Source organism: Methylocella sp. CPCC 101449 (assembly GCF_031921685.1).
GTDB lineage: Bacteria > Pseudomonadota > Alphaproteobacteria > Rhizobiales > Beijerinckiaceae > Terripilifer.
On record NZ_JAPDHU010000001.1, the window covers coordinates 1,586,404 to 1,606,589 of the forward strand.

The window sequence follows — 20,186 nt, forward strand, 5'->3', positions numbered from 1 at the left end:
CTGACAAGCCGATGCTTGCCAGTGCCTGTTAAAGGCCGAGATAAGCTTGTCGCACGCGTTCGTCGGCGAGCAGTTCCGCCCCGGTGCCCGACAGGGTGACGCGGCCGTTTTCGAGCACATAGGCGCGATTGGCGATTTTCAGCGATACGGCGACATTCTGCTCGACCAGGACGCAGGTCATGCCGGCGGCATTGAGATCGCGAATGGCTTTGAGCACGTCGTGGACGATGGAGGGGGCGAGGCCGAGCGAGGGCTCGTCGAACATGATCAGCTCCGGCTCTCCCATCAGACAGCGGCCGATCGCCAGCATCTGCTGTTCGCCGCCCGACAGCGTGCCGGCCGCCTGGCCGAGCCGCTCCGACAGTTTCGGGAACATCGCCTCGACGCGCGCGCGGTTGCGCGCCCGATTGGCCCTGGCGCGCGGCAGCATGGCGCCCATGTCGAGATTTTCCGCGACGGTGAGGGAGGGGAAAACCTGGCGTCCTTCCGCCACCTGGCCGATGCCGAGATTGCAGACGAGATGGCTGGGCCAGCCGGCGATCTCCTGATCGTGAAAGCGGATGCGACCCGTCGCCGGCTTGATCATGCCGCCGATGGTGCGGATCAGCGACGTCTTGCCCGCGCCATTGGCGCCGACGATGGCGACGATCGTGCCGGCCTCGACGGCAAGGCTGACGTCATCAAGCGCCTGTGCATCGCCATAGAAGACGCTGAGGTTGTCGACTGTGAGCATCACAGTTCCTCCACGCCGAGATAGGATTCGATCACCGCGCGTTCGCGCAGCACCGTCTCCGGCGTGCCTTCAGCGATCACCGCGCCATGCTGCAACACCAGAATGCGCGAGGCGAGCGCGGTGACGGCGCGCATGACATGTTCGATCAGAAGAATGGTGAGGCCCGTGCGGTTGAGATCCTTGAGGATGGAAACGATGCGATCGGTTTCCGTCGGCCGCAAGCCCGCCATCACTTCATCGAGCAACAGCAGTTTCGGCTTGGTCGCCAAAGCGCGGGCGACTTCCAGGCGCTTGCGGTCGGGCAAGGTGAGACTGGCGGCGATCTGGCTGCGTTTGGTCGTGAGATCGAGCTGTTGCAGGATATCGCGCGCCACCATGCGCGCCTCGTCGATCGTCGCGGTGTGCAGCAGGGCGCCGATGACGACATTCTCTTCGACGGAGAGGGCGGGAAAGGGTTTGACGATCTGAAAGGTGCGGCCGATGCCGCGCTGGGCGATTTCGTCGGCGCGCAGTCCGTCGATCGGCCGGCCGTCGAAATGGATCGTGCCGCTGTCGGCGGCCATGGCGCCGGCGATCATGTTGAACAGCGTCGTCTTGCCGGCGCCATTGGGCCCGATCACCGCGAAGATTTCGCCCGGTTGCACCTCGAAACTGACATCGCTCACCGCGGCGAGGCCGCGGAAGCGCTTGTTGACGCCGTTGACGGAAAGCAAGCCGCTCATGACTTCGGCCTGTCGAGACGCAGATGTTTGGCGAGCCAGGGCCACACACCCGATGGCCGCAGCGAAATGATGATCATCAGGATGATGCCGTAGAAGATCGATTTGGCGCCGGGCACGTTGAAGCCGGAGCTTTGCATGAAGGTGGTGAGGCTCTCTCCCAGGGGCGTCAGGATGATGGCGCCGACGATCGGGCCGAAGATCGTACCCAGTCCGCCGATGATCGGGCCGAGGATCAATTCGATCGAACGGCTGATGTCGAAAATCTGCGAGGGAAACAGGTTGCGATAATAGAAGCCGTAGAAGACGCCGCCGACGGCGGTCATGCCGGCGGAGATCAGCATGGCGATCATGCGCACGCGAAAGACATTGATGCCGACCGCCTGCGCCGCCAGCGGATCCTCGCGCACGGCGAGCCAGCGATAGCCGAGCGGCGATTGCCGCAGCCAGGCGGCAAGCAGGGTGGCAGCGACGGCGAGGATCAAGGCCACATAGTAGAAGAGATGCACGCCGCCGTTCAGATTCCACCAGTCATGCGCGGTGGGGCTGACGGGCAGGAACAGACCGCCGGACGCGCCGGTGAGGCCCAGATGGTCGAAGCCGATGCGGGTGAATTCGGCGAAGGCAATGGTGAGCAAGGCGAAATAGACGCCCTCGACGCCAAAGCGCCAGCCGAGCCAGCCGACGATCAGGCCAGCGGCCGCCGCAACCGCAATGGCGACGAAGACGCCGATCCACGGGCCGATGCCAAACAACAGCCAGAGCGTCGTTGCCGTATAGGCGCCGAGGCCGAGATAGAGCGCATGACCGAGCGACAATTGTCCGGCGAAGCCCATCAGCAGATTCCAGGCCTGGCCGAGATAAGCGAAATAGAGCACCAGGACGAGGACCGACAGCAGATAGCGGTCGACCACCAAGGGTGCTGCGATGAAGACGAGCAGCAGCAAGAGGGTGAGCCATTTGCCGTGCCGGGGCATTTCATTCCACAGCGCGGTCATAGGCGGCGCCCCATCAGGCCTTGCGGCCGCAGGATCAGCACCAGGATCAACAAGGCAAAGGAAAACATGCTCTTCATCGAGGGCTGAATGAAGAAGCCGGCCAAGGCTTCCGAGACGCCAATGAGGACGCCGCCGACGAGGGCGCCGGCCATCGAGCCCAGGCCGCCGATGATGACGATGACGAAGGCCATCAGAGTGTAGGAGGGGCCGAGGCTGGGCGAGGCGTCGGCGATGGTCTCCATCAAGGCACCGGCCGCGCCGATGCAAACGAAACCGATGCCGAAGGTGACCGCATAGAGCTGTTTGACGTTGAGTCCGACGACGGCCGCGCCCGTCAGATTGTCGGCGCAGGCGCGGATCGCCGTGCCGGTGCGCGTATAGCGAAAGAACAGAAACAGCGCGGCCGAGACGGCCAAGGCCGCGAGCGCGGCGAACACCCGCACCTTGTCGATGATCAGCGGGCCAACGTCATAGCTGTCGAAACTGTAGGACAGATTGACCGGCCGCGCGTCCGGGCCAAAGGCGATCAGCAGCACGTTGATGACGACCGTCGCCAGGCCGACGAGCAGAATGAACTGTTCGTGCTCCGCGCGGCCGATGAAGGGATTGATCAAAGTGCGTTGCAATCCGTAGCCGAGAATGAAAAAGGCCACGGCGATCGGCAGTAGCGAGATCAAGGGATCGAGGTGGAGCCGCTCGAACAGGACGAAGGCGGCATACATCGCGACCACGGCGAATTCGCCATGGGCGAAATTGACGACGCGCATGACGCCGAAGATCACCGACAGGCCCAGCGCCATCAAACCATAAACGAGACCGGTCAGCAGACCTTGAACGATGATATTCAAGGTGATGGCCGTCATGAATTTCTGGTCCTCAAATCTTGATCCTCGTCGCTGGACTTATGGCGGTGGCCGCAACCTTGGTGTCATCCCGGACGCGCCATCGGCGCGATCCGGGATCCAGGGGCAAATGGTAGAGACGCCGTCGATTTTGTCGAGCCACGTGCTCCTATTTTCCATTTTACATTGGAGCTGTTGCCCCAGGTTCCCGGATCACGCTTCGCGTGTCCGGGATGACACAGAGGCTGTGCGCCGTGGCTCAGGTGCGGCCCTGCCACGGCGGCGCGGGGAGAACCGGCGTCATGGTGGCGACGTCGGCCGGCAGAACGACGGTCGGCACGCGCCCGCGATTCTGCACGACGGCGGCCGGAATATTGTTGTTCTGCCCCTTCTCGTCGAAGGTGATCGGCGGGCCGATCATGGCGTGATCGACGAGATTGGTGCTCTTCAGCGCCTTCATCAGTTCGACGCCATTGGTCGAGCCGGCCCGCTTGAAGGCATCGGCGGCGGTGAGCAGAGCGTCGAAGGTGAAGCCGACGTTGAAACATTCGATCGGGAAGCGGAAATCCGGCTGCATCTTCTTGAAGGCGGCTTCCAGTGCCTGCGACGACTTCGACTTGGGATTGGCCCAGGGCAAAGCATAGGCGCAGTAGTCGGCGAGCGGTCCGAGCGCCTTGAAGAATTCCTCGTCATAGAGGCCGGGCGAACCGGGCGAGAGGATGGCCATCGGCTGGAACTTCTGCCTGACGACGTCGCGGATCAGCTTGATCGCATCGGCGGCGCGGGTCACGACCAGCAGAATGTCCGGGTTGAGACTGCGCATCTTGGTGACTTCGACCGACAAGTCCTGCGCCTTGGGATCGTAGGCGATCGATTCGACCAGTTTGAACGGCATGTTGGCGGCGGGGAACAGCTTGTCCATGCCTTGGCGCTGCGCCATGCCGAACGTGTCGTTGGCATGCAGGAAGACCGCCGTCTTCGGCTCGACCTTGGTGGCAGAGATCAGCGTTTTAAGCTGTTGCAGGCCGCCGCTCACCAGCATTTGCCCTGTGGGGAAATTGCGCACCAGGAATTTATAGCCCTGTTCGGTCAATTGCGGCGCGGCGGCGATGTTGACGATGAGCGGCACCTGGCGCTGTTCGCACACCTGCGCGATGGCGAGTGTTCCCGCCGAGTCAAAGGCGCCGACGATGCAATGGGCGCCTTCGTTGATGGCGCGTTCGGCCTGCGTGCGCGCGACATCGGGATTGGACTCGATGTCGATATGCACCATTTCGACCTTGTAGCCGAGATCGGCCAAGACCGGCGCCGAGACCAAAGCGCCGCGATGGCAGCTCTGTCCCGCCTGGGCGAGATAGCCGGAGCGCGGCAGGAGAACCGCGATTTTCAGGGTCTGCGCCTGCGCGCGCAGAATGGATGGGGTGGCCAATACGGCCGTGCCGGCGGCGGTGCCTGCGAGAACGGTGCGCCGGCTGAACTTCGAACGGTCAATCAACATGAATGATCCCTCCTGCCCCGCCGCGCTTTAAGGCGGCGATCTGGTCGCGTTATTGTTTGGGATGGTGAAGTGGCTGTCGATGGCACGGATGCAGTGACATGATGTCGGGCCGGCCCCTTCGTCCCGGTTGGACTTCGCTTGGCTGCAAAGCCTTCGTGATTCCCCTATCTTCAGCAAAACCCGTGGGAACGGGACTTATCAATTAGTTCAGTGTCGAACCCGGCAGGGGCTCGTCTGCGTGGAGTTTCGCCTGCCTGTCTGGCTTTGTCGAGCCGCTGTGCAGTGCGGCGTGAACAAACATTGCAAACGATCGTTGAGATCACTTTGGCGGTGATCGCGTGGAAAAACGCCGCATTTTCTGCTAAGCTCCGTGCATGACGACGGTCTTGTCATCTTCCCCGCCGCCGGGTGCGGCCGCGGACTGGACCATACCGCAAGCCTGGTCCAGCTATCGGCCGGATGAGCATGCCATGTGGGACCGGCTGTTCCAGCGACAGTCGGCCATGCTGCCGCAGCGCGTGACGCCGGCTTTCCTCGAAGGGCTCGACATTCTGCGTCTGTCGAAGCCCGGCATTCCCGATTTCAACGAACTCAGCGATCGGCTGATGAAGGCGACCGGCTGGCAGGTGGTGGCCGTGCCGGGCCTCGTGCCCGACGAAGTGTTCTTCGATCATCTGGCCAACCGGCGTTTCGTCGCCGGCCGTTTCATTCGCACGCCTGAGCAGATCGATTATCTCGAAGAACCGGATGTGTTTCACGATGTCTTCGGCCACGTGCCGCTGCTCGCCAATCCGGTCTTCGCCGACTACATGCAGGCCTATGGCAAGGGCGGCTTGCGCGCCGCCGGACGTGGCGCCATCGAAAAGCTGGCGCGGCTCTATTGGTACACGGTGGAATTCGGCCTGATCCGTGATGGCGATCATCTGCGTATTTATGGCGCGGGCATCGTCTCGTCCTATGGCGAGTCGGTGTTCGCGCTCGACGATCCCTCGCCCAATCGGTTGGGTTTCGGTCTGAAGCGTCTGATGCGCACCAATTACAAGATCGACGATTATCAGCAGACCTATTTCGTCATCGACAGTCTGGAAGATCTCCTCGAAAAGACCGAGAAGACCGATTTCGGGCCGATCTACGAAGAGCTCGAAGGCTCGGAGCCCTATGCGACCGATGCGGTGCTGCCCGATGATATCGTCTATCATCTGGGCACGCAGGCCTATGCGCATGCCAAGGGACAAACGCAGTCAAAGGCGAGATGATGGTCAAGAAGCTCGATGCGGCGGCGCGCGACAAGGCTTTGGCGGGCTTAGGCGCCTGGCATTATCATTTCGAACGCGACGCCATCACGCGCGATTTCAAATTCGAGAATTTCGTCGAGGCGTTCTCGTTCATGTCGGCGGTGGCGCTCCTGGCGGAGAAGGCCGATCACCATCCCGAATGGTCCAATGTCTACAACCGCGTTTCGATCCTGCTGACCACCCACGATGCCAAAGGCCTGTCCGAACGCGACATCGCTTTGGCGCGTGAGATCGACAAGCTGGCGGCTCGTTCGGGGCTGTAGGATCATCGCGTTTCAAGAGCATAATTCCGCCGTCCTCCCCTCGTATTTTAGGTACGGTTTTACTGCGGCGGGGCGCCCAGAATCGCGTTCGGGGAGGGGTGTTGCGAGATTCTGAGGAACAACCCCATGCAAGGGCATTTTCAAGCGCATTTTTCAGCGAAAAATTGCCGATTTTAGTGCGGCGCTGTTTCCGCCTTCTGCTTGATGTCTTGCAGAACACGAGTGACGTTGGCGTGAATGGCCCATCGTGCCATCGGCTCCCAATAGAACACCGGATCCATGCGCAGCATATGCGCGGCGCGCGCTGTCAGCCGCGTGGCGCCATTGGCGAGCGGCTGCAATTCGAAACTCGTGGTGCTCGTCTCGAAATAGCCTGAGACATGCGGCGCATGCACGTGACGATAAGGGCTGATCTCCTTCATGATCGGCGGCTGGATCAGGACGGTGAAAGTGAGTTTGCGGTCCGGCTCCCAGGCGGTGATCTGTTCCCAGGCCAGGCCGGTCGAGAATTCGCCGATGCGTTGCGCGCCGACGCCTTCGCCGATGATGCGGCCACAGATCGGATAGGCGAGGCCGGCATAGGCGACGAGACCGGGTGGAGCGGCGATCGGCGCGTCGCTGGTCAGCGCCTGCCAGACGGCCGTGGGTGGAGCCGCGATGTCGATCGTCTCATGCATGGCGATGGGGAGTGCCGGCGGCACGACGGACTCGACGAAGAACACCGCTGGCAGAAAGACGATGCTGGTGAGCGGTCGGCCCTGGTTGCGGCCCTTCAAGGCGGCCATGCGTCCCAGCGCGCCGCCGGCCATGGCCACGAGCGCGCCGAGCGGTGCGGCGAGTGCGATGCAGACGATGCCTTCGAGCGCCAGCATGACGAGCGCCAGAGTGCCGAGGCCGGCGGCCAGCACGACGAGCAGCGCGGTCTGCTTGAACGTCAGCGCGCTGTCGCGATTGGCGAGATAGGCGGTGATGACGCCGACGAGAAAGGGCGTGGCGACGAACAGGCCCCAGCCGTAGGTGCCGAAGGTGACGGCGGAGATGAGCACGGCCAGAACGATGATCGCGCCGCCGGCGAAAACGCCTTGCAGGATATGCGCGACGTTCGCGCCGGCTTTCTGATCCTGGGTCGGCGCGGCCGGGCGATCGGGCAACAGAGCGAGCAGGATTACCGACAGGATTTGCACGCCAGGAACGATGGCGAGGGCGGCCAATGTATAGCCGCCGCGCGCACGCGAGGCGCGTTGAAACGACAGAACGGCGAGCGCCCAGGCGACCGCGAGACTGAAGACCAGGGCCAGCGCCGTCGCCCAGGGCGCGAAGTCAGCGAGGAAGGCGAGGCGGCGCAGCGGCAGCAGCCAGAATCCGATGTCGTAATTCGGTGTCTGTCCGAGTGCCTTGGCGGCGAGCGCCACGACGAGGTGTTGTGTCAGGATCAGGATCGGCGCCAACAGCGCATAGAGTGGCTGGGACAATTCGCCTTTCAGGGAAAACACCGCACGCATGCGTCAGCTTCTCGCTGGTGCGCGGGCGGCAGTCGCAGGGGCGTGATGTGGTTCCTCCGATGGCACGGGCACCAGCATCTTTCGGTGCGGCAAGTCTGTGGGCAGAAGAACGTTCCAGGCGAGGCCGAGACGTTCCAGCAGCAGAATGAAGCGATAGCCCCAGTCGCTTTGTCCGGGATAGAGACCGATCCGCGCTGATCTGGGGAAGGCATGATGATTGTTGTGCCAGGCTTCGCCCATGGTTGGGATGGCGGCCCAGGGCACGTCGTGCGCCTGCACGGCGGCACCTTGCACGAGCCAGCTCTGCGGTCCGTGGCGATGGGCGAGATGGCCGACGAACCAATGGCCCGTTACCGATATGGCGACGCGGGCGCAGACACCCCAGATCACCCAAGGCCAGCCGCCCAGGAGAAAGAGCAGCACCGCGATCGGTACCTGTTGCAGCATCCAGGTGGCTTCGAGGAAACGATAGAAGGGGTCGCGACCGGCGGAGCCGAGATCGAAGGTCGGCGGTCGCGTCAGTTCGAGCCGGCAGTGCAATTGCCAAAGCCCGTCGATCAGCATCGGGCGGCCGTGGCCGAGATAATCGTGACAGACCGGCTGGCGTTGCGCCCAATCTCTGAGGTCATGGGTTTTCATCATCCAGAACGGGCCGCTCATGCCGACGCAGGTGCCGACCCATACCAGCGTGCGCTCGAGCCACAACGGACACTCGAAACTGTGGTGAATCAGGCGGCGGTGAAAGCCGACGCTGTGGCCGAGCAGAAGCGCCGCGCCGGTCAGCAGCACAAAAACCGCCAGGGCGCTCCAAGTGAAGAATAATGGCCCCAGGATCAAAGCGGTGGCGAGCATGCCGCCGTTCCAGAGGGAATGGACTGGGTCCCAATGCACGATGCCTTCAGCCGCGCTGCAGCCGGGCGTTTCGACGAGCGTATTGTCTCGACTCTCGGAAAGCTCCGTCATGGTGCATTCCCTTCGTCTTCATGGTCGCCGTTTGCGACCGTTGCCGCGGACCGACTGCCCGAAGGCCGACTCGCGGAGCGAGTCCATCGTTCCAAGGCACCTATTACGTTTCTTTAGCGTCGGCCGATGAAAATGCCGGAGCCCATATAGAGCGCTTCGCCCGTGCTCTGGAACATGAAGCGCCCGCCGGTTTCGATGGCGTGTGGTCCATAGAACGAGCCGTCGAACGTGCCGACGGCGCTTGAGCCCGTCAGGCCGCCGTAGAAATTCACGCTGTTGGCGAGAAAGGCCGACGTGCCGGTGTAATTGCGGCCGTCGAGATTGTTGATCGCAAAGTTGCCGGTGCGGGCGCCGAAGTCGACCGTATGCGAGAAGTCGCCGCCGGCGACATATTCGCTGCTGCCGGCGCGGATATTGGCGATGGCATGGCCGGTATAGGTGCCCGAGCCTGTGGTCGGCATGGAGGCGATGTCGGTTGGCTGGCCGGCGACCCAGGTGTTGAGATTGCCGGTGCGCAATTGCTGGCGCGTGCCGTCGTTCGACGTGTAGTTCATCTCGCCGGCCCAGAAGCCCCACTGGGTGTATTCGTAATTGCGCCATTGGGTGATGGTCGGGAAGAAGCTGCGCGCCGTCGCGGCGTCCTGCGCCTCGAACATGCTCCAGGGCACCAGCACCATGCTGTTCGGCCGGCTCGGATCGGACGGTCGGGCGACGCTGCTGCCATTGTTGCTGGGCGCGAAGGTTTCCGACGGCTGATATTCGAGCGCGTAGGAATTGCCCGTGACCGTGGTGCCGTTGCGCGAGACCTGTTCGCGCATCACCCAATTGTTTTGATCGATATAGGCGGAGCGCACGGGTGCCGCCGGATCGGCGGGATTGGCGCCGAACTGGAAGATGCCGCCGACCAGCGCGCCGATCGAGCCGCCCAAAGCTTCGACGAAGGTGATGGATCCGGAAGCCGTCGAATTGCCCGGATTGAACTTGAGTTGCGTTTGGCCATAGACGATGGCGGCGTCACCGTTCGACGATGCATTGCCATTCGAGTCGATGGTGAAGGATTGCATCGTGCCGGCGGCATAGCCTTGCCAGTCGCCGCCCGCGCGGTTGGCCCCAACGCCGCTCGGCGCCGGGCCGCCGGCTACTGGGATCTGATAACCGTAGCTCGTGGTCGGCGACGTGTCGCCAAGATGCTGGGTTGCCAGATCCGGCACGATCTGGCCGCTCGACGGCACATAGCGGTTCTGGTTGAGCACCATCTGCGTCGGCAAAGTATCGTTGTTGAGGGCGATACTGCCGGGCACCGATGTCAGATTGCCTCTCGAGAAGCCGGCGCCTTGGCCGGCGCTCTGGCGGCTCGCGGCGACGAAGCCGCCGGTGAAGCGCGATCCCTCAGGCGTGCCATCGCTGATGAAACTGCCGGTTGCGCCGGCCAAGGTCGAGCGCTGGTTCGCACCCTGTCCGTTGATCGAGAGAGCGGCGGTGGCAAAGCGCGTGCGCGAACCGGCGGTGCCTTCGCCGCCGTTGCGATAGCCATAGGCCGGCGTGATGACGACCGCACCGTTGGTGATGAAATTGCCCATCAGGTAAGGCGCGCCGCCGGCGCTGACGAGCGCATAGGTGCGTGGCTGATGCGCGGTCGGCGGCGGTGGGGGAGGAGGTGGCGGCGGGGGCGGTGGTACGACGTTGGGATTGGTGCGTTGCGAGGCCGCCGTGCCCGACGTGGCGTTCTGCGTCAGTTGAGCGATGTATTGCGGCGAGCTCGACAGGATGCGTGGCCCGTTGGCGCCGTTGGTCGACGTGCTCGCCTGCTGCTGCGGAATGGTGTTGCGCGGCTCGGTCATCGCATTGGTGAGGCCGAGGCCGTTTTGCGTCGCCGTCGTGTCGCTCGGTGGATTCTTCGAGCCGCCGTTCTGCGCGGTGCGGCTGGTCAATTGCTTGTTGGCGGCATCGAGCTGCGCTTGCGTCACGCGTTCAGGAGTCGGTGGCGGCTGATTGGGGTCGACGATGTCGATGCCGAAGCCGGGCCGGGAGATGACTTCGGTGCCGCCGGATGTCGAGACCGTGGTACGGCCGAACAGGTTAGTTACCTGCGTGCCCTGCGGCGTCTGGAAGATCATCGCCACGCCGCCGCGCACGCCGATCGTCGCCGTCGGCGTCTTGATGGCGACATTGCCGCTCTTGCTGATCTGGCCGCCGACGAAGCGCATGGCGCCGCGCGTCAGGCTGATCGCCGTGCGGCCGGTCTGTGCGTTGGGGTCGTAGACGAATTCGTCGATGACGAGCTGGCTGTTCGGGCCGATGTTGAGCGTCGACTTGTCGACGAAGGTGACCTGCAGCGAGCCGGAACCGGAGGTAACGATGCGCTCGCGGAAAATGACGTCGCTGCCCATGTCGATGGTGCGGCTCGCCGTGCCGCGTTGCGATGTCGTCGCCGGATTGACCGCGCCGGCGGTGCCGACCTTCTGTTGCGCCAAAGCTGGCGTGCAGGCCAGGGCCAGAAGCGAGAGGCCGGAAAGAAGAGTTGATCGCAGCTTCATCATCGTCTCCGATCAATAGCGAGCCGTGGGGCCCATCACGATGGTGAAATTATTGGTGCGGTAATTGGCCAGGCTCGACGTGGTCTTCGACCACACGAGCTGCGCACCGAAACCGAAATTCTCATGCACGGGCATGTCGAAGGCAACACCGGCGCGCCAGTCGGTATCGTTACGGCGCACGAACGGATCGATCACGATATTCGGCGTTGTATAGCGGGTGGCGTAGCGGCTGACGAAGGGCGTCACCGTCCAACGCTTCTGGATCGCCGCGAAAGGCGGCTCGAAATCCATCGACAGCGACGCTTCAAGACCGTTCTGACTGAAGGAATTGTAGCTCTCGATGGATGAATTGCGGCCAAGCACGGCGCGCAGGTTCAGCCGCGCCCAGGGCGCCATCGGATAAACGAAGGTGGCGTAGACATTGTCGAGCCGGCCGGTTTGGCCATAGGCGGTCGGATAGGTGAACGAGCTGGAGAAGGTGCGGCGGCGGCTTTCGGCACCCACTTCGATGATGCCGCCGAACGGTGTCGGCGCGGCGACGCTGGCGCCGTAGCCCAGCGTGCGCATGTAGGGATTGCCGCCAAGCTGGAAGCCGTTGGCGATGATGTAGGGGCGGAAGGTCCAGCCGGTCAGGACATCCGGCAGGATGGCAAGACGCGGGCCGGTGGTGATTTCGCCGAGCAGGACGTCGAGCTGGGTGAAGCGGTTCTGCCGCGTCGCATAGCCCTGCACCAAGGTTTCCCAGGTGTCGCCGCGCTGATTGTCGAAATCATAGACATAGCGCATGCCGCCGAGCGCGAAGAGGTTCCAGTCCGGTCTGCGGGCGAAGTTCTGGCTGATCTGTCCGTCGAAACCGAAGATGCGGACATTGCCGCCGTCCGGTCCGGCATTGGCATTGCTCTGATGGCGCACGCCAATTTGAGCGAAAGCCTGGAAGCCGTGGCGGCTGTTGCGGCGCTCGATCTCGGTCAGATAGGGCTGGACGCGGGCGCGCACTTCGAAGGGCACGTCCGGCTCGGCCAGAACGGTTTCGAGATAAGATTTCGCCTGTGCATAAGAGCCCAGACGAAAGTAAAGAATGCCGAGTTCCAGACGAACCCGGCCGAGCGTGCTGTTGTAAAACAGGATGCGTTCGAGTGCGCCGATGGCCGCTTCATAATCTTGGATCTGCGAGGCGACCTCGGCGAAGCGGAAGGCCAAGGCAGCGTCGCTGGGGTTGCGCAGGGAGGCCTGGAACAATTGTTCGAACTCGGCCCGCTGCGCTGTTTGCGCCTGCGAAGAAGCCGTTGAAAGGACGAGAAATGCCGCGCCCAGCACGGTGACGGCCTGACGTTGAATCCATCGGCCGAGGCGCGCATTCGATCGGTCGCCACGCCCCCAAACGTTCGCCGGCCCGCAATCCGGCGAGATTTTCGCAGCCACCCCTTACGCTCCTTACACGCGTCAGCCGGCTGTCCAGGCCAGCTTAACCCCAGCTAAACCATATAGTACCCGGGAAGAACTGTATATCCCGGATCGGAGCGTAACTTTCTACTGTGACGGGAAAGCCTCAATACTGGTTAAGACCGGCGTGTTCCATCTCGCCCCGATCGAGGGCTGTTGTGATCGCCTTCACGAGTTCGCGGGCGGTTTCGGCCGACAGTTCCACGGCGATGCGCTCGCGCCCGCCGGCCGCTTCGTTGATGAAGTCGATCGACAGGGCATGGTCGAGCGGTGTGTGGAACGGGTGGTCGAAATAGACATGGGCGGTGTCAATGCTGCGCCAGTCGGTTTGCGCCTTGGCGCTGCCGGTGAGGGCGACCTTTTCGACGATGTATGAGCACATGAGAGATCTCCTTCAGGCGAAGCGGGCGCGAGGCCCGATGGTGCGGTCGAGAAAATCGATGACCTTGCGCCAGGCATCGGTGGCCTGTTCGGGCCGATAGGCCGGCCGATCGGCGGCGAAGAAGCCGTGGCCGGCGCCGTCGTAGCGATGAAATTCGTAGGTTTTGCCGAGCTTTTTCAGCACGGCTTCGGTCTCGTTGACCTGTTTCGGGCTCGGATTAGGGTCGTCATTGCCGAAAATGCCGAGCAGGGGGCAGGAGATGCCGGCGGAGAGTTCGATCGGCGCCACCGGCCGCGCGGGCGTAATGTCGGCGGGATCCTCGACGATCACGCGGCCGCCCCAGCAGTCGACGGCGGCGTCAATGCGCTTGAGCCGGCAGGCGGCGAGATAGGTGTGGCGGCCGCCGGAGCAGAACCCCATCACGCCGACCTTGCCGTTGCTGTTGGACTGCGCGCGCAGAAAGGCCATGGCGCCGGCGACATCGCCCATCACCTGGTCGTCGCTGACGCCGCCCTTGGCGCGGGCGCGGGCGGCGCAATCGTCGGGCGAGCCCGGCCGTTCACGGAAGTAGAGATCGGGGGCGATGCAGGCGAAGCCGAAATGGGCGACCTTGCGGGTGGCTTCCTGAATCCAGTCGTCCCAGCCGGGCATGTGGTGGATCAGCACGACGCCGCCGACGGTCTGCTGCGTCGTCGGCCGCGCGTAATAGGCCTGTCCCGCTTCGCCCCCATGCGCGGCGAACGGCACAACCTCGGTGACCATGCCCAGATATGACATTGAAAACTCCCTGACGAATTTATGGATTTTGGCGCCAGTCTATCTCGTCCCGCCACTTGGCGAAATGCATGGCGGAGCGAACGGTTCCAACAAAAACGCCGGGCATTAAGCCCGGCGCGAAAAGACGTGCTGTCGCTTTGAATCAAGCGGCGACGGCGAGACCCGGCGCTACTTTGAACGGCGCTTCCGTCTTGCTCTTGATTTCCTCGAGCGTGACGCCATCGGCCAGTTCGAGCAGGGTCAATCCGTCCTTGCCCTTCTGATCGACCTTGAAGACACCGAGATCGGTGATGACGATGTCGACGACGCCGGCGCCGGTCAGCGGCAAGGTGCAGCGGTTGAGCAGTTTCGGGCCGTCCTTGGCGACATGTTCCATGACGACGACGACTTTCTTGACGCCAGCGACGAGATCCATCGCGCCGCCCATGCCCTTCACCATCTTGCCAGGGATCATCCAGTTGGCGAGATCGCCGTTCTGGGCCACCTGCATGGCGCCGAGGATCGACAGATCGATATGACCGCCGCGGATCATCGCGAACGAGTCGGCCGATGAGAAATAGCTCGTCGTCGGCAGTTCGGTGATCGTCTGCTTGCCTGCGTTGATCAGATCGGCGTCCTCGTCCCCTTCATAGGGGAACGGGCCCATGCCGAGCATGCCGTTCTCGCTTTGCAGCTGCACGCTGATGCCAGCGGGAATGTAGTTGGAAACCAGCGTCGGAATGCCGATGCCGAGATTGACGTAAAACCCGTCCTGCAGCTCTTTCGCGGCGCGGGCGGCCATCTGTTCGCGTGTCCAGGCCATAGTGCCTCTCCCTTTACGATAGCTATGCCATCACGCGCTTGCGCGTGGTGCGGAACTCGATGCGCTTGGGGGCGTCCTTCGCCAGTACGATGCGGTTGACGAAGATGCCGGGCGTATGAATCTGGTCAGGTTCGATCTGGCCAGCTTCGACCAGCTCTTCCACCTCGACCACCGTGACCTTGCCGGCGGTGGCCATCATCGGATTGAAGTTGCGCGCCGTCTTGCGGTACACGAGATTGCCTTCGGTATCCGCCTTCCAGGCGTGGATGATCGAGAGATCGGCGTGCAGCGCCCGCTCCATCACATACTTCTCGCCGTCGAATTCGCGCACTTCCTTGCCATCGGCGATGATCGTGCCGACGCCGGTCTTGGTGAAGAAGGCCGGGATGCCGGCGCCCCCCGCGCGAATGCGCTCCGACAGGGTGCCTTGCGGCGTGAATTCCAGCTCCAGCTCGCCGGCCAGATACTGCTGGGCGAAAATCTTGTTCTCGCCGACATAGGAGGAGATCATTTTTTTGATCTGCCGGGTTTCCAACAGCTTGCCGAGGCCAATGCCGTCGACGCCCGCATTGTTGGAAATGACAGTCAGGCCCTTAACGCCGGATTCGAGAATCGCGTCGGCAAGAACTTCAGCAATACCGCAGAGACCAAAGCCGCCGGACATGATCGTCATGTTGTCCTTAAGCAGACCGGCCATGGCGCTACGGGCGTCAGGATATACCTTGTTCATGGAACCACCGGAAAATGTCGGAAAGTGACCGCAGATGAATACCCGCCAGCCCCGCTGAATCCAAGCCATTTATCGGCCGGCGGGGAACGGAGGATGTCAGGGGGCCGTTGACCCGCCATGTAATACGGTCTTGGCGATGCAGTCATGGCTGGCGCGGCCGGCGCGGCTCGATTATAGCCGGATTATTCATGAATGGATTATCTTGCGGCGATTGACCCGGTAGAGACGGCGAATGAAGATTTTTAAGCTTTATATCCGCGTCCTTGGCCAGCTCGGCAGCGAGCGCAACCTCGCTATCGCCCTGGTGCTCGCCAATTTGGCGCTGGCGGTCGCGGCCTTCGCCGAGCCGGTCCTGTTCGGCCGCATCATCGACAAACTGACGGAAGCCCAGAAAGAGGCGCGGGCGGTGAGCTGGAGCGAGCTGAGCGTCCTGATGGGCGCCTGGGGTGCGTTCGGCTTCTTCACCATCGCGGCCTCGGTGCTGGTCGCCATGCATGCCGACCGGTTGTCGCACCGGCGCCGTCTGGTCGTGATGGGACAATATTTCGAGCATGTGCTGCATCTGCCGCTCGGCTTCCATTCCTCGGTGCATTCCGGCCGCCTGTTGAAGACCATGCTCGATGGCGCGACCTCGATGGCCGGCCTGTGGCTGACGTTCTTTCGCGATAATTGTTCGTCCTTCGTCGGTCTGTTCATCCTGCTGCCGGCGACCATGTTCATCAACTGGCGGTTGGGCGCGCTGCTGGTGGTGCTGGTGTTCCTGTTCGCGGCCGTGATGTGGTGGGTGCTGCATCACACCGAGCGTCTGCAGGGGCGGGTCGAGATGCTGTCGACCGATCTCGCCGAGCGCGCCTCGGACGCGCTGGGCAATGTGCCGGTCATTCAAAGCTTCACGCGTATCCAGCGCGAGTCGCAGGCGCTGCGCAACATCAGCGATATGTTCCTGGCGGCGCAGATCCCGGTGCTCTCCTGGTGGGCCTTGGCGGCGGTGGCGACGCGCGCCGCTGCGACCTTGACCTTGCTGTCGATCTTTCTGCTCGGCACCTGGCTCTACATGCACGGCCTGACGACCATCGGTCAGATCGTCACCTTCATGAGTTTCGCCACCTTGCTCGTCAGCAAGCTCGAACAGGTGGTCACCTTCGTGAACTGGATGCTGATGGTAGCGCCGAAGATGCAGGAATATTTCGACGTGCTCGACACCAAGCCGCAGGTGAGCGATCTGCCGGGCGCGCGCGACATCGGCCGGCTGGAAGGGCGTGTGATCTTCGATCATGTGACGTTCAACTATGACACGCGCCGCGTCGCCGTCGACGATGTCAGCTTCGACGTTTCGCCTGGCGAAACCATCGCTCTGGTGGGTGCCACCGGCTCGGGCAAATCGACGACCTTGGGTCTGCTGCACCGGGTCTATGATCCGGTGAAAGGTGGTGTGCTGATCGACGGCGTCGACATTCGCGCCATGACGCTCGAATCGCTCCGCCGCAATATCGGCGTCGTGTTCCAGGAGCCGATGCTGTTCGCGCGCTCGATCGAGGAGAACATCCGCGTCGGCAAGCCCGATGCGACGGACGAAGAAGTGCAGCTCGCCATTGAACGGGCGCAGGCCAAAGAATTCATCGAGCGCCAGCCGGACGGGCTCAAGACCATCGTCGGCGAGCGCGGCCGCTCCTTGTCGGGCGGCGAGCGTCAGCGCGTCGCCATCGCCCGTGCGCTGCTCAAAGACCCGCCGATCATGATCTTCGACGAAGCGACGAGCGCGCTCGATGCGACGACGGAGAAATTGCTGCAGGCGGCGCTGGAAGCGGCCATGCAAGGTCGCACCACTTTCATCATCGCCCACCGTCTGGCGACGATCCGCAATGCCTCGCGCATTCTCGTGTTCGATCAGGGCCGCGTGGTCGAGAGCGGCACGTTCGACGAACTCGTCGCGCTGAACGGCAAGTTCGCGGCTTTGGCGCGGGCGCAGTTCATGGCCGACGCCCATTGAAGACGTAACCGAGTGCCTCTCCATGGAAACACTTACGATTTCATCGAAGCTTGGGAGAGCCGGACTGGGATTTTTCCTGAGAGAAGCGTTTCGCGCTTATACGAAGGAAATCGAAGCGAGATTTGCGGCGCATAAGATCACGCCACTGCAATTCACCTTCCTCTGGATCCTGAGCATCGAGGAGAATCTGTCGCAGGTCGAACTCGCCCAACGCGCGGGGATCACGCGGGCCTCCGCGACTGACGATATCGAAGCCCTGAAGCGCCGCAAGTTCATACGCGGCCGCCGCGATGCCGCCGACAAGCGCAAAATCATTCTGTCGATGACGCCGGCGGGCCAGGACATGGTGGCGCTCCTGGCCGAACATGCGGCAGCGACGAATACGATCGCGCGCGGCGAAATGAGCAAGCAAAGCTATCGCCAACTGTTCGAGCTGCTGGCGCAGGTGACGTCAAACCTGAATGCTGCCTCGAAGCAGCGTGTTATCGAGACCACGCGAGACGACGAACAGGCCGAAGCGGCCCGCTGATCGTCATTCCCGTCGGAAAGCGTTCGCCCTCCGGAATGCGTTTGACAAAATCTGTATGGTAAACATACCATATTTCGCGATGGCTTCACGCCCCGCGATTTCGCCGTCGCGGCAGAAAATATGACGAGAATCGTCAAACGGGAGGGAAACATGCGGGAGGAAAACAAGATCGACCGGCGCGCATTCGTCGTCTCAGGACTCTCAGTGGCCGCGCTCTATCCCGCTGCCGCCCAGGCCCAGGCCTATCCATCGAAAGACGTGCATTTCGTTCTGGGTTACGCGCCAGGGAGCGGGCCCGACGTCATCGCCCGCTTCTTCGCCGAAAAGCTGCGGCCGGTGCTGAAAACGGTGGTCGTCGAGAACAAGCCGGGCGCCGGCGGCAATATCGCAGCGGAATATGTCGCCCGCGCCAAGCCGGATGGCTATACGCTGCATCCCACCGGCGGCGGCTCGCTGGCGGCAAGCCCGGCCACCTACAAGAAAATGTCGTTCGACGTCGCCAACGATCTGACGATGGTGGCGATGTTTTCACGCCAGCCGACGCTGATGGTCGTGGGACCGAACTCACCCGTGAAGACCCTGGCGGACCTGACCAAGGTGCTGCGCGAGAAAGGCGACAAGGCGAGCTACGGCACGGCGTTTCCGACGGCGCGCGTTCTGGGCTCGCTCTATGCCGACAGCATCGGCGCCAAGCCGCTGGACGTGCAGTATCGCACCTCCGCCGATTGGATCACCGACCTCGGCAACGGCGCGCTCGATTTCGCTTTCATCGACAGCGCCTCCGGCGTCGGCCATGCCAATGCGGGGCGCGTGCGCATCATCGCGGTTTCGACGGGCGAGCGGTCGGCGGCGATGCCGCAATATCCAACGATGCGCGAGCAGGGCTTCGACATCGACATTGCGAGCTGGTGGAGCGTGTTCGCGCCGGCGCGCACGCCCGCCGCCATTCTCGATCCGCTGCACGGCTGGATCACCGATGTGGTGCGCACCGACGACGCACGTCGCTTTCTGTTCAGCATCGGCAACGAGCCCTGGCCGATGTCGCGTGCCGATGCGCAGGCGTTCTATCTCAAGGAGATCAAGGACTGGGCCGATTATTTCCGGCGGGCGGGCATCGAGAAACAGGGGTGAGGGGGCGTCGTTGGAGAGCGTCATGAAGCGGATGCTTTTTCTTCTTCTCGGCCTTCTTGCTCTGGGCTGCGTGCAGATCGCCCTTCCAGCTCATGCCCAGGACGCCGTCGCGGCTTTCTATCGCGGCCGGACGATGGAAATGCTCGTGCCGACGACAGCCGGCAATGATTTCGACCTGCGGGGCAGGTTGCTCGCCCGTTTCATGCCGGATTTCATTCCCGGTCATCCGACTTTCATCACCCGCAATATGCCGGGTGGCGGCGGCATCATCGCCATGAATCACATGGCCGCGCGTGTGCCGCACGACGGTTCGACCTTGCACATGATGTTTCCTAGCGTCGGCACGTTGCAGGCGATCGGCACGCCGGAAGTGACTTTCGATCTGAGGAGGTTCAATTTCGTCGGCAATACCAGCACCAGTCCCAATGTCATGGTGGCCTGGCATACTGCCGGGGTCACTTCCGTCGACGCCTTGAAAGGCAATCCGCTGGTTCTCGGCACGACCTCGGGCGATAGCGGCGTCTATTATGTGCGGGCGCTGCAACAGCTTGGATATAAGGTTTCCGTCGTCTCGGGCTATGCCGGCGGTGCGCAGGTCAATCTGGCGATGGAGCGCGGCGAAGTGCAGGGCCGCGCGACCAACGCCTGGGCCGCCTGGAAGGCGACGAAGCCCGACTGGGTTCAGGACAGGACCATCATCCCGCTTGTCCAGATCGGCCTGACGCGCCATCCCGACATGAAGGATGTGCCGCTGCTCCTGGAACTGGCGCCCAATGCGGATGATCGGGCGCTCCTCGATTTTCTGTCGGCCAGCGTCGCGCTGTCGCGGTCTCTCGTAACGACCCCTGGCGTTCCCGCCGATCGGCTCAACGCTTTGCGGCGGGCTTTCGATCAGACGGTGGCTTCGCCGGCCTTTCTCGCGGAAGCGGGCAAGATGGGGCTCGACATGAGTCCTTTGACCGGGGAGCAATCGCAGGACATTTCGCACCGCATTCTCGATACGCCGCCGGACGTGATCGCGCGCGCCAAAGCGATCATGCTCGCGCCGTGAG

Annotated in this window: 19 protein-coding genes; 6 read left to right on the top strand and 13 right to left on the bottom strand. The window is 62.8% G+C overall.

All coding sequences use genetic code 11. The features are described from left to right. Positions 1-28 precede the first annotated feature (28 nt). From OIM99_RS07300 to OIM99_RS07320, 5 genes are all read right to left on the bottom strand, one after another. The gene (locus tag OIM99_RS07300) at positions 29-733 is read right to left on the bottom strand and encodes an ABC transporter ATP-binding protein (RefSeq protein WP_311849668.1); all 705 of its coding nucleotides are present in this window, start codon (positions 731-733) and stop codon (positions 29-31) included. Then, a complete protein-coding gene (locus tag OIM99_RS07305; protein WP_311849669.1) occupies positions 733-1,455 on the bottom strand; it encodes an ABC transporter ATP-binding protein in 723 nt (240 codons plus the stop codon). Before OIM99_RS07305 ends, OIM99_RS07300 begins: the two co-directional genes overlap by 1 nt. Next, positions 1,452-2,450 (bottom strand): branched-chain amino acid ABC transporter permease, encoded by a 999-nt coding sequence (locus OIM99_RS07310; protein ID WP_311849670.1) that lies wholly within the window; start codon positions 2,448-2,450, stop codon positions 1,452-1,454. Before OIM99_RS07310 ends, OIM99_RS07305 begins: the two co-directional genes overlap by 4 nt. Beyond that, positions 2,447-3,313, bottom strand: coding sequence for a branched-chain amino acid ABC transporter permease (locus tag OIM99_RS07315; RefSeq protein WP_311849671.1), 867 nt, complete (start codon positions 3,311-3,313; stop codon positions 2,447-2,449). Before OIM99_RS07315 ends, OIM99_RS07310 begins: the two co-directional genes overlap by 4 nt. Positions 3,314-3,551: 238 nt before the next feature. Continuing rightward, positions 3,552-4,790 carry an ABC transporter substrate-binding protein gene (locus OIM99_RS07320; protein WP_311849672.1) on the bottom strand — a complete coding sequence of 413 codons (1,239 nt, stop codon included), beginning with the start codon at positions 4,788-4,790 and terminating at the stop codon, positions 3,552-3,554. 374 nt (positions 4,791-5,164) lie between these two features. Between OIM99_RS07320 and phhA the strand changes: the two genes are divergently transcribed. Beyond that, positions 5,165-6,046 (top strand): phenylalanine 4-monooxygenase, encoded by an 882-nt coding sequence (gene phhA, locus OIM99_RS07325; protein ID WP_311849673.1) that lies wholly within the window; start codon positions 5,165-5,167, stop codon positions 6,044-6,046. Continuing rightward, complete coding sequence (locus OIM99_RS07330) at positions 6,046-6,348, top strand: 4a-hydroxytetrahydrobiopterin dehydratase (protein WP_409371484.1); 303 nt, start codon at positions 6,046-6,048, stop codon at positions 6,346-6,348. Before phhA ends, OIM99_RS07330 begins: the two co-directional genes overlap by 1 nt. 173 nt (positions 6,349-6,521) lie before the next feature. Here OIM99_RS07330 and OIM99_RS07335 read toward each other — a convergent pair whose 3' ends face one another. The 8 genes from OIM99_RS07335 to OIM99_RS07370 form a co-directional block, all read right to left on the bottom strand. Further along, complete coding sequence (locus OIM99_RS07335) at positions 6,522-7,850, bottom strand: hypothetical protein (protein ID WP_311849675.1); 1,329 nt, start codon at positions 7,848-7,850, stop codon at positions 6,522-6,524. A gap of 3 nt (positions 7,851-7,853) precedes the next feature. Further along, complete coding sequence (locus OIM99_RS07340; RefSeq protein ID WP_311849676.1) at positions 7,854-8,813, bottom strand: acyl-CoA desaturase; 960 nt, start codon at positions 8,811-8,813, stop codon at positions 7,854-7,856. A gap of 113 nt (positions 8,814-8,926) precedes the next feature. Next, complete coding sequence (locus OIM99_RS07345) at positions 8,927-11,350, bottom strand: FecR domain-containing protein (protein WP_311849677.1); 2,424 nt, start codon at positions 11,348-11,350, stop codon at positions 8,927-8,929. Positions 11,351-11,362: 12 nt separating this feature from the next. After that, positions 11,363-12,772, bottom strand: a complete 1,410-nt coding sequence (locus tag OIM99_RS07350) for a tetratricopeptide repeat protein (protein WP_311849678.1) — start codon at positions 12,770-12,772, stop codon at positions 11,363-11,365. A 127-nt stretch (positions 12,773-12,899) separates the two neighbouring features. Beyond that, on the bottom strand, positions 12,900-13,175 hold the full coding sequence (locus OIM99_RS07355; RefSeq protein WP_311849679.1) for a DUF6295 family protein: 276 nt from the start codon (positions 13,173-13,175) through the stop codon (positions 12,900-12,902). 12 nt (positions 13,176-13,187) lie between these two features. Continuing rightward, positions 13,188-13,952: a dienelactone hydrolase family protein gene (locus tag OIM99_RS07360; protein ID WP_311849680.1), complete on the bottom strand. Its 765-nt coding sequence runs from the start codon at positions 13,950-13,952 to the stop codon at positions 13,188-13,190. A gap of 142 nt (positions 13,953-14,094) precedes the next feature. Next, positions 14,095-14,754: a CoA transferase subunit B gene (locus tag OIM99_RS07365; protein WP_311849681.1), complete on the bottom strand. Its 660-nt coding sequence runs from the start codon at positions 14,752-14,754 to the stop codon at positions 14,095-14,097. Between the two features lie 22 nt (positions 14,755-14,776). Further along, a complete protein-coding gene (locus OIM99_RS07370; RefSeq protein ID WP_311849682.1) occupies positions 14,777-15,484 on the bottom strand; it encodes a CoA transferase subunit A in 708 nt (235 codons plus the stop codon). Between the two features lie 232 nt (positions 15,485-15,716). Here OIM99_RS07370 and OIM99_RS07375 point away from each other — a divergent pair, with 232 nt between their 5' ends. The 4 genes from OIM99_RS07375 (at position 15,717) to OIM99_RS07390 (ending at position 20,185) form a co-directional block, all read left to right on the top strand. Further along, complete coding sequence (locus OIM99_RS07375) at positions 15,717-17,474, top strand: glucan ABC transporter ATP-binding protein/ permease (RefSeq protein ID WP_311849683.1); 1,758 nt, start codon at positions 15,717-15,719, stop codon at positions 17,472-17,474. Between the two features lie 22 nt (positions 17,475-17,496). After that, positions 17,497-18,003, top strand: a complete 507-nt coding sequence (locus OIM99_RS07380) for a MarR family transcriptional regulator (RefSeq protein WP_311849684.1) — start codon at positions 17,497-17,499, stop codon at positions 18,001-18,003. A gap of 150 nt (positions 18,004-18,153) precedes the next feature. Beyond that, entirely contained in the window at positions 18,154-19,134 is a 981-nt protein-coding gene (locus tag OIM99_RS07385) for a tripartite tricarboxylate transporter substrate binding protein (protein ID WP_311849685.1), read from the top strand. 22 nt (positions 19,135-19,156) lie between these two features. After that, on the top strand, positions 19,157-20,185 hold the full coding sequence (locus tag OIM99_RS07390) for a tripartite tricarboxylate transporter substrate-binding protein (protein ID WP_311849686.1): 1,029 nt from the start codon (positions 19,157-19,159) through the stop codon (positions 20,183-20,185). Position 20,186 lies beyond the last annotated feature (1 nt).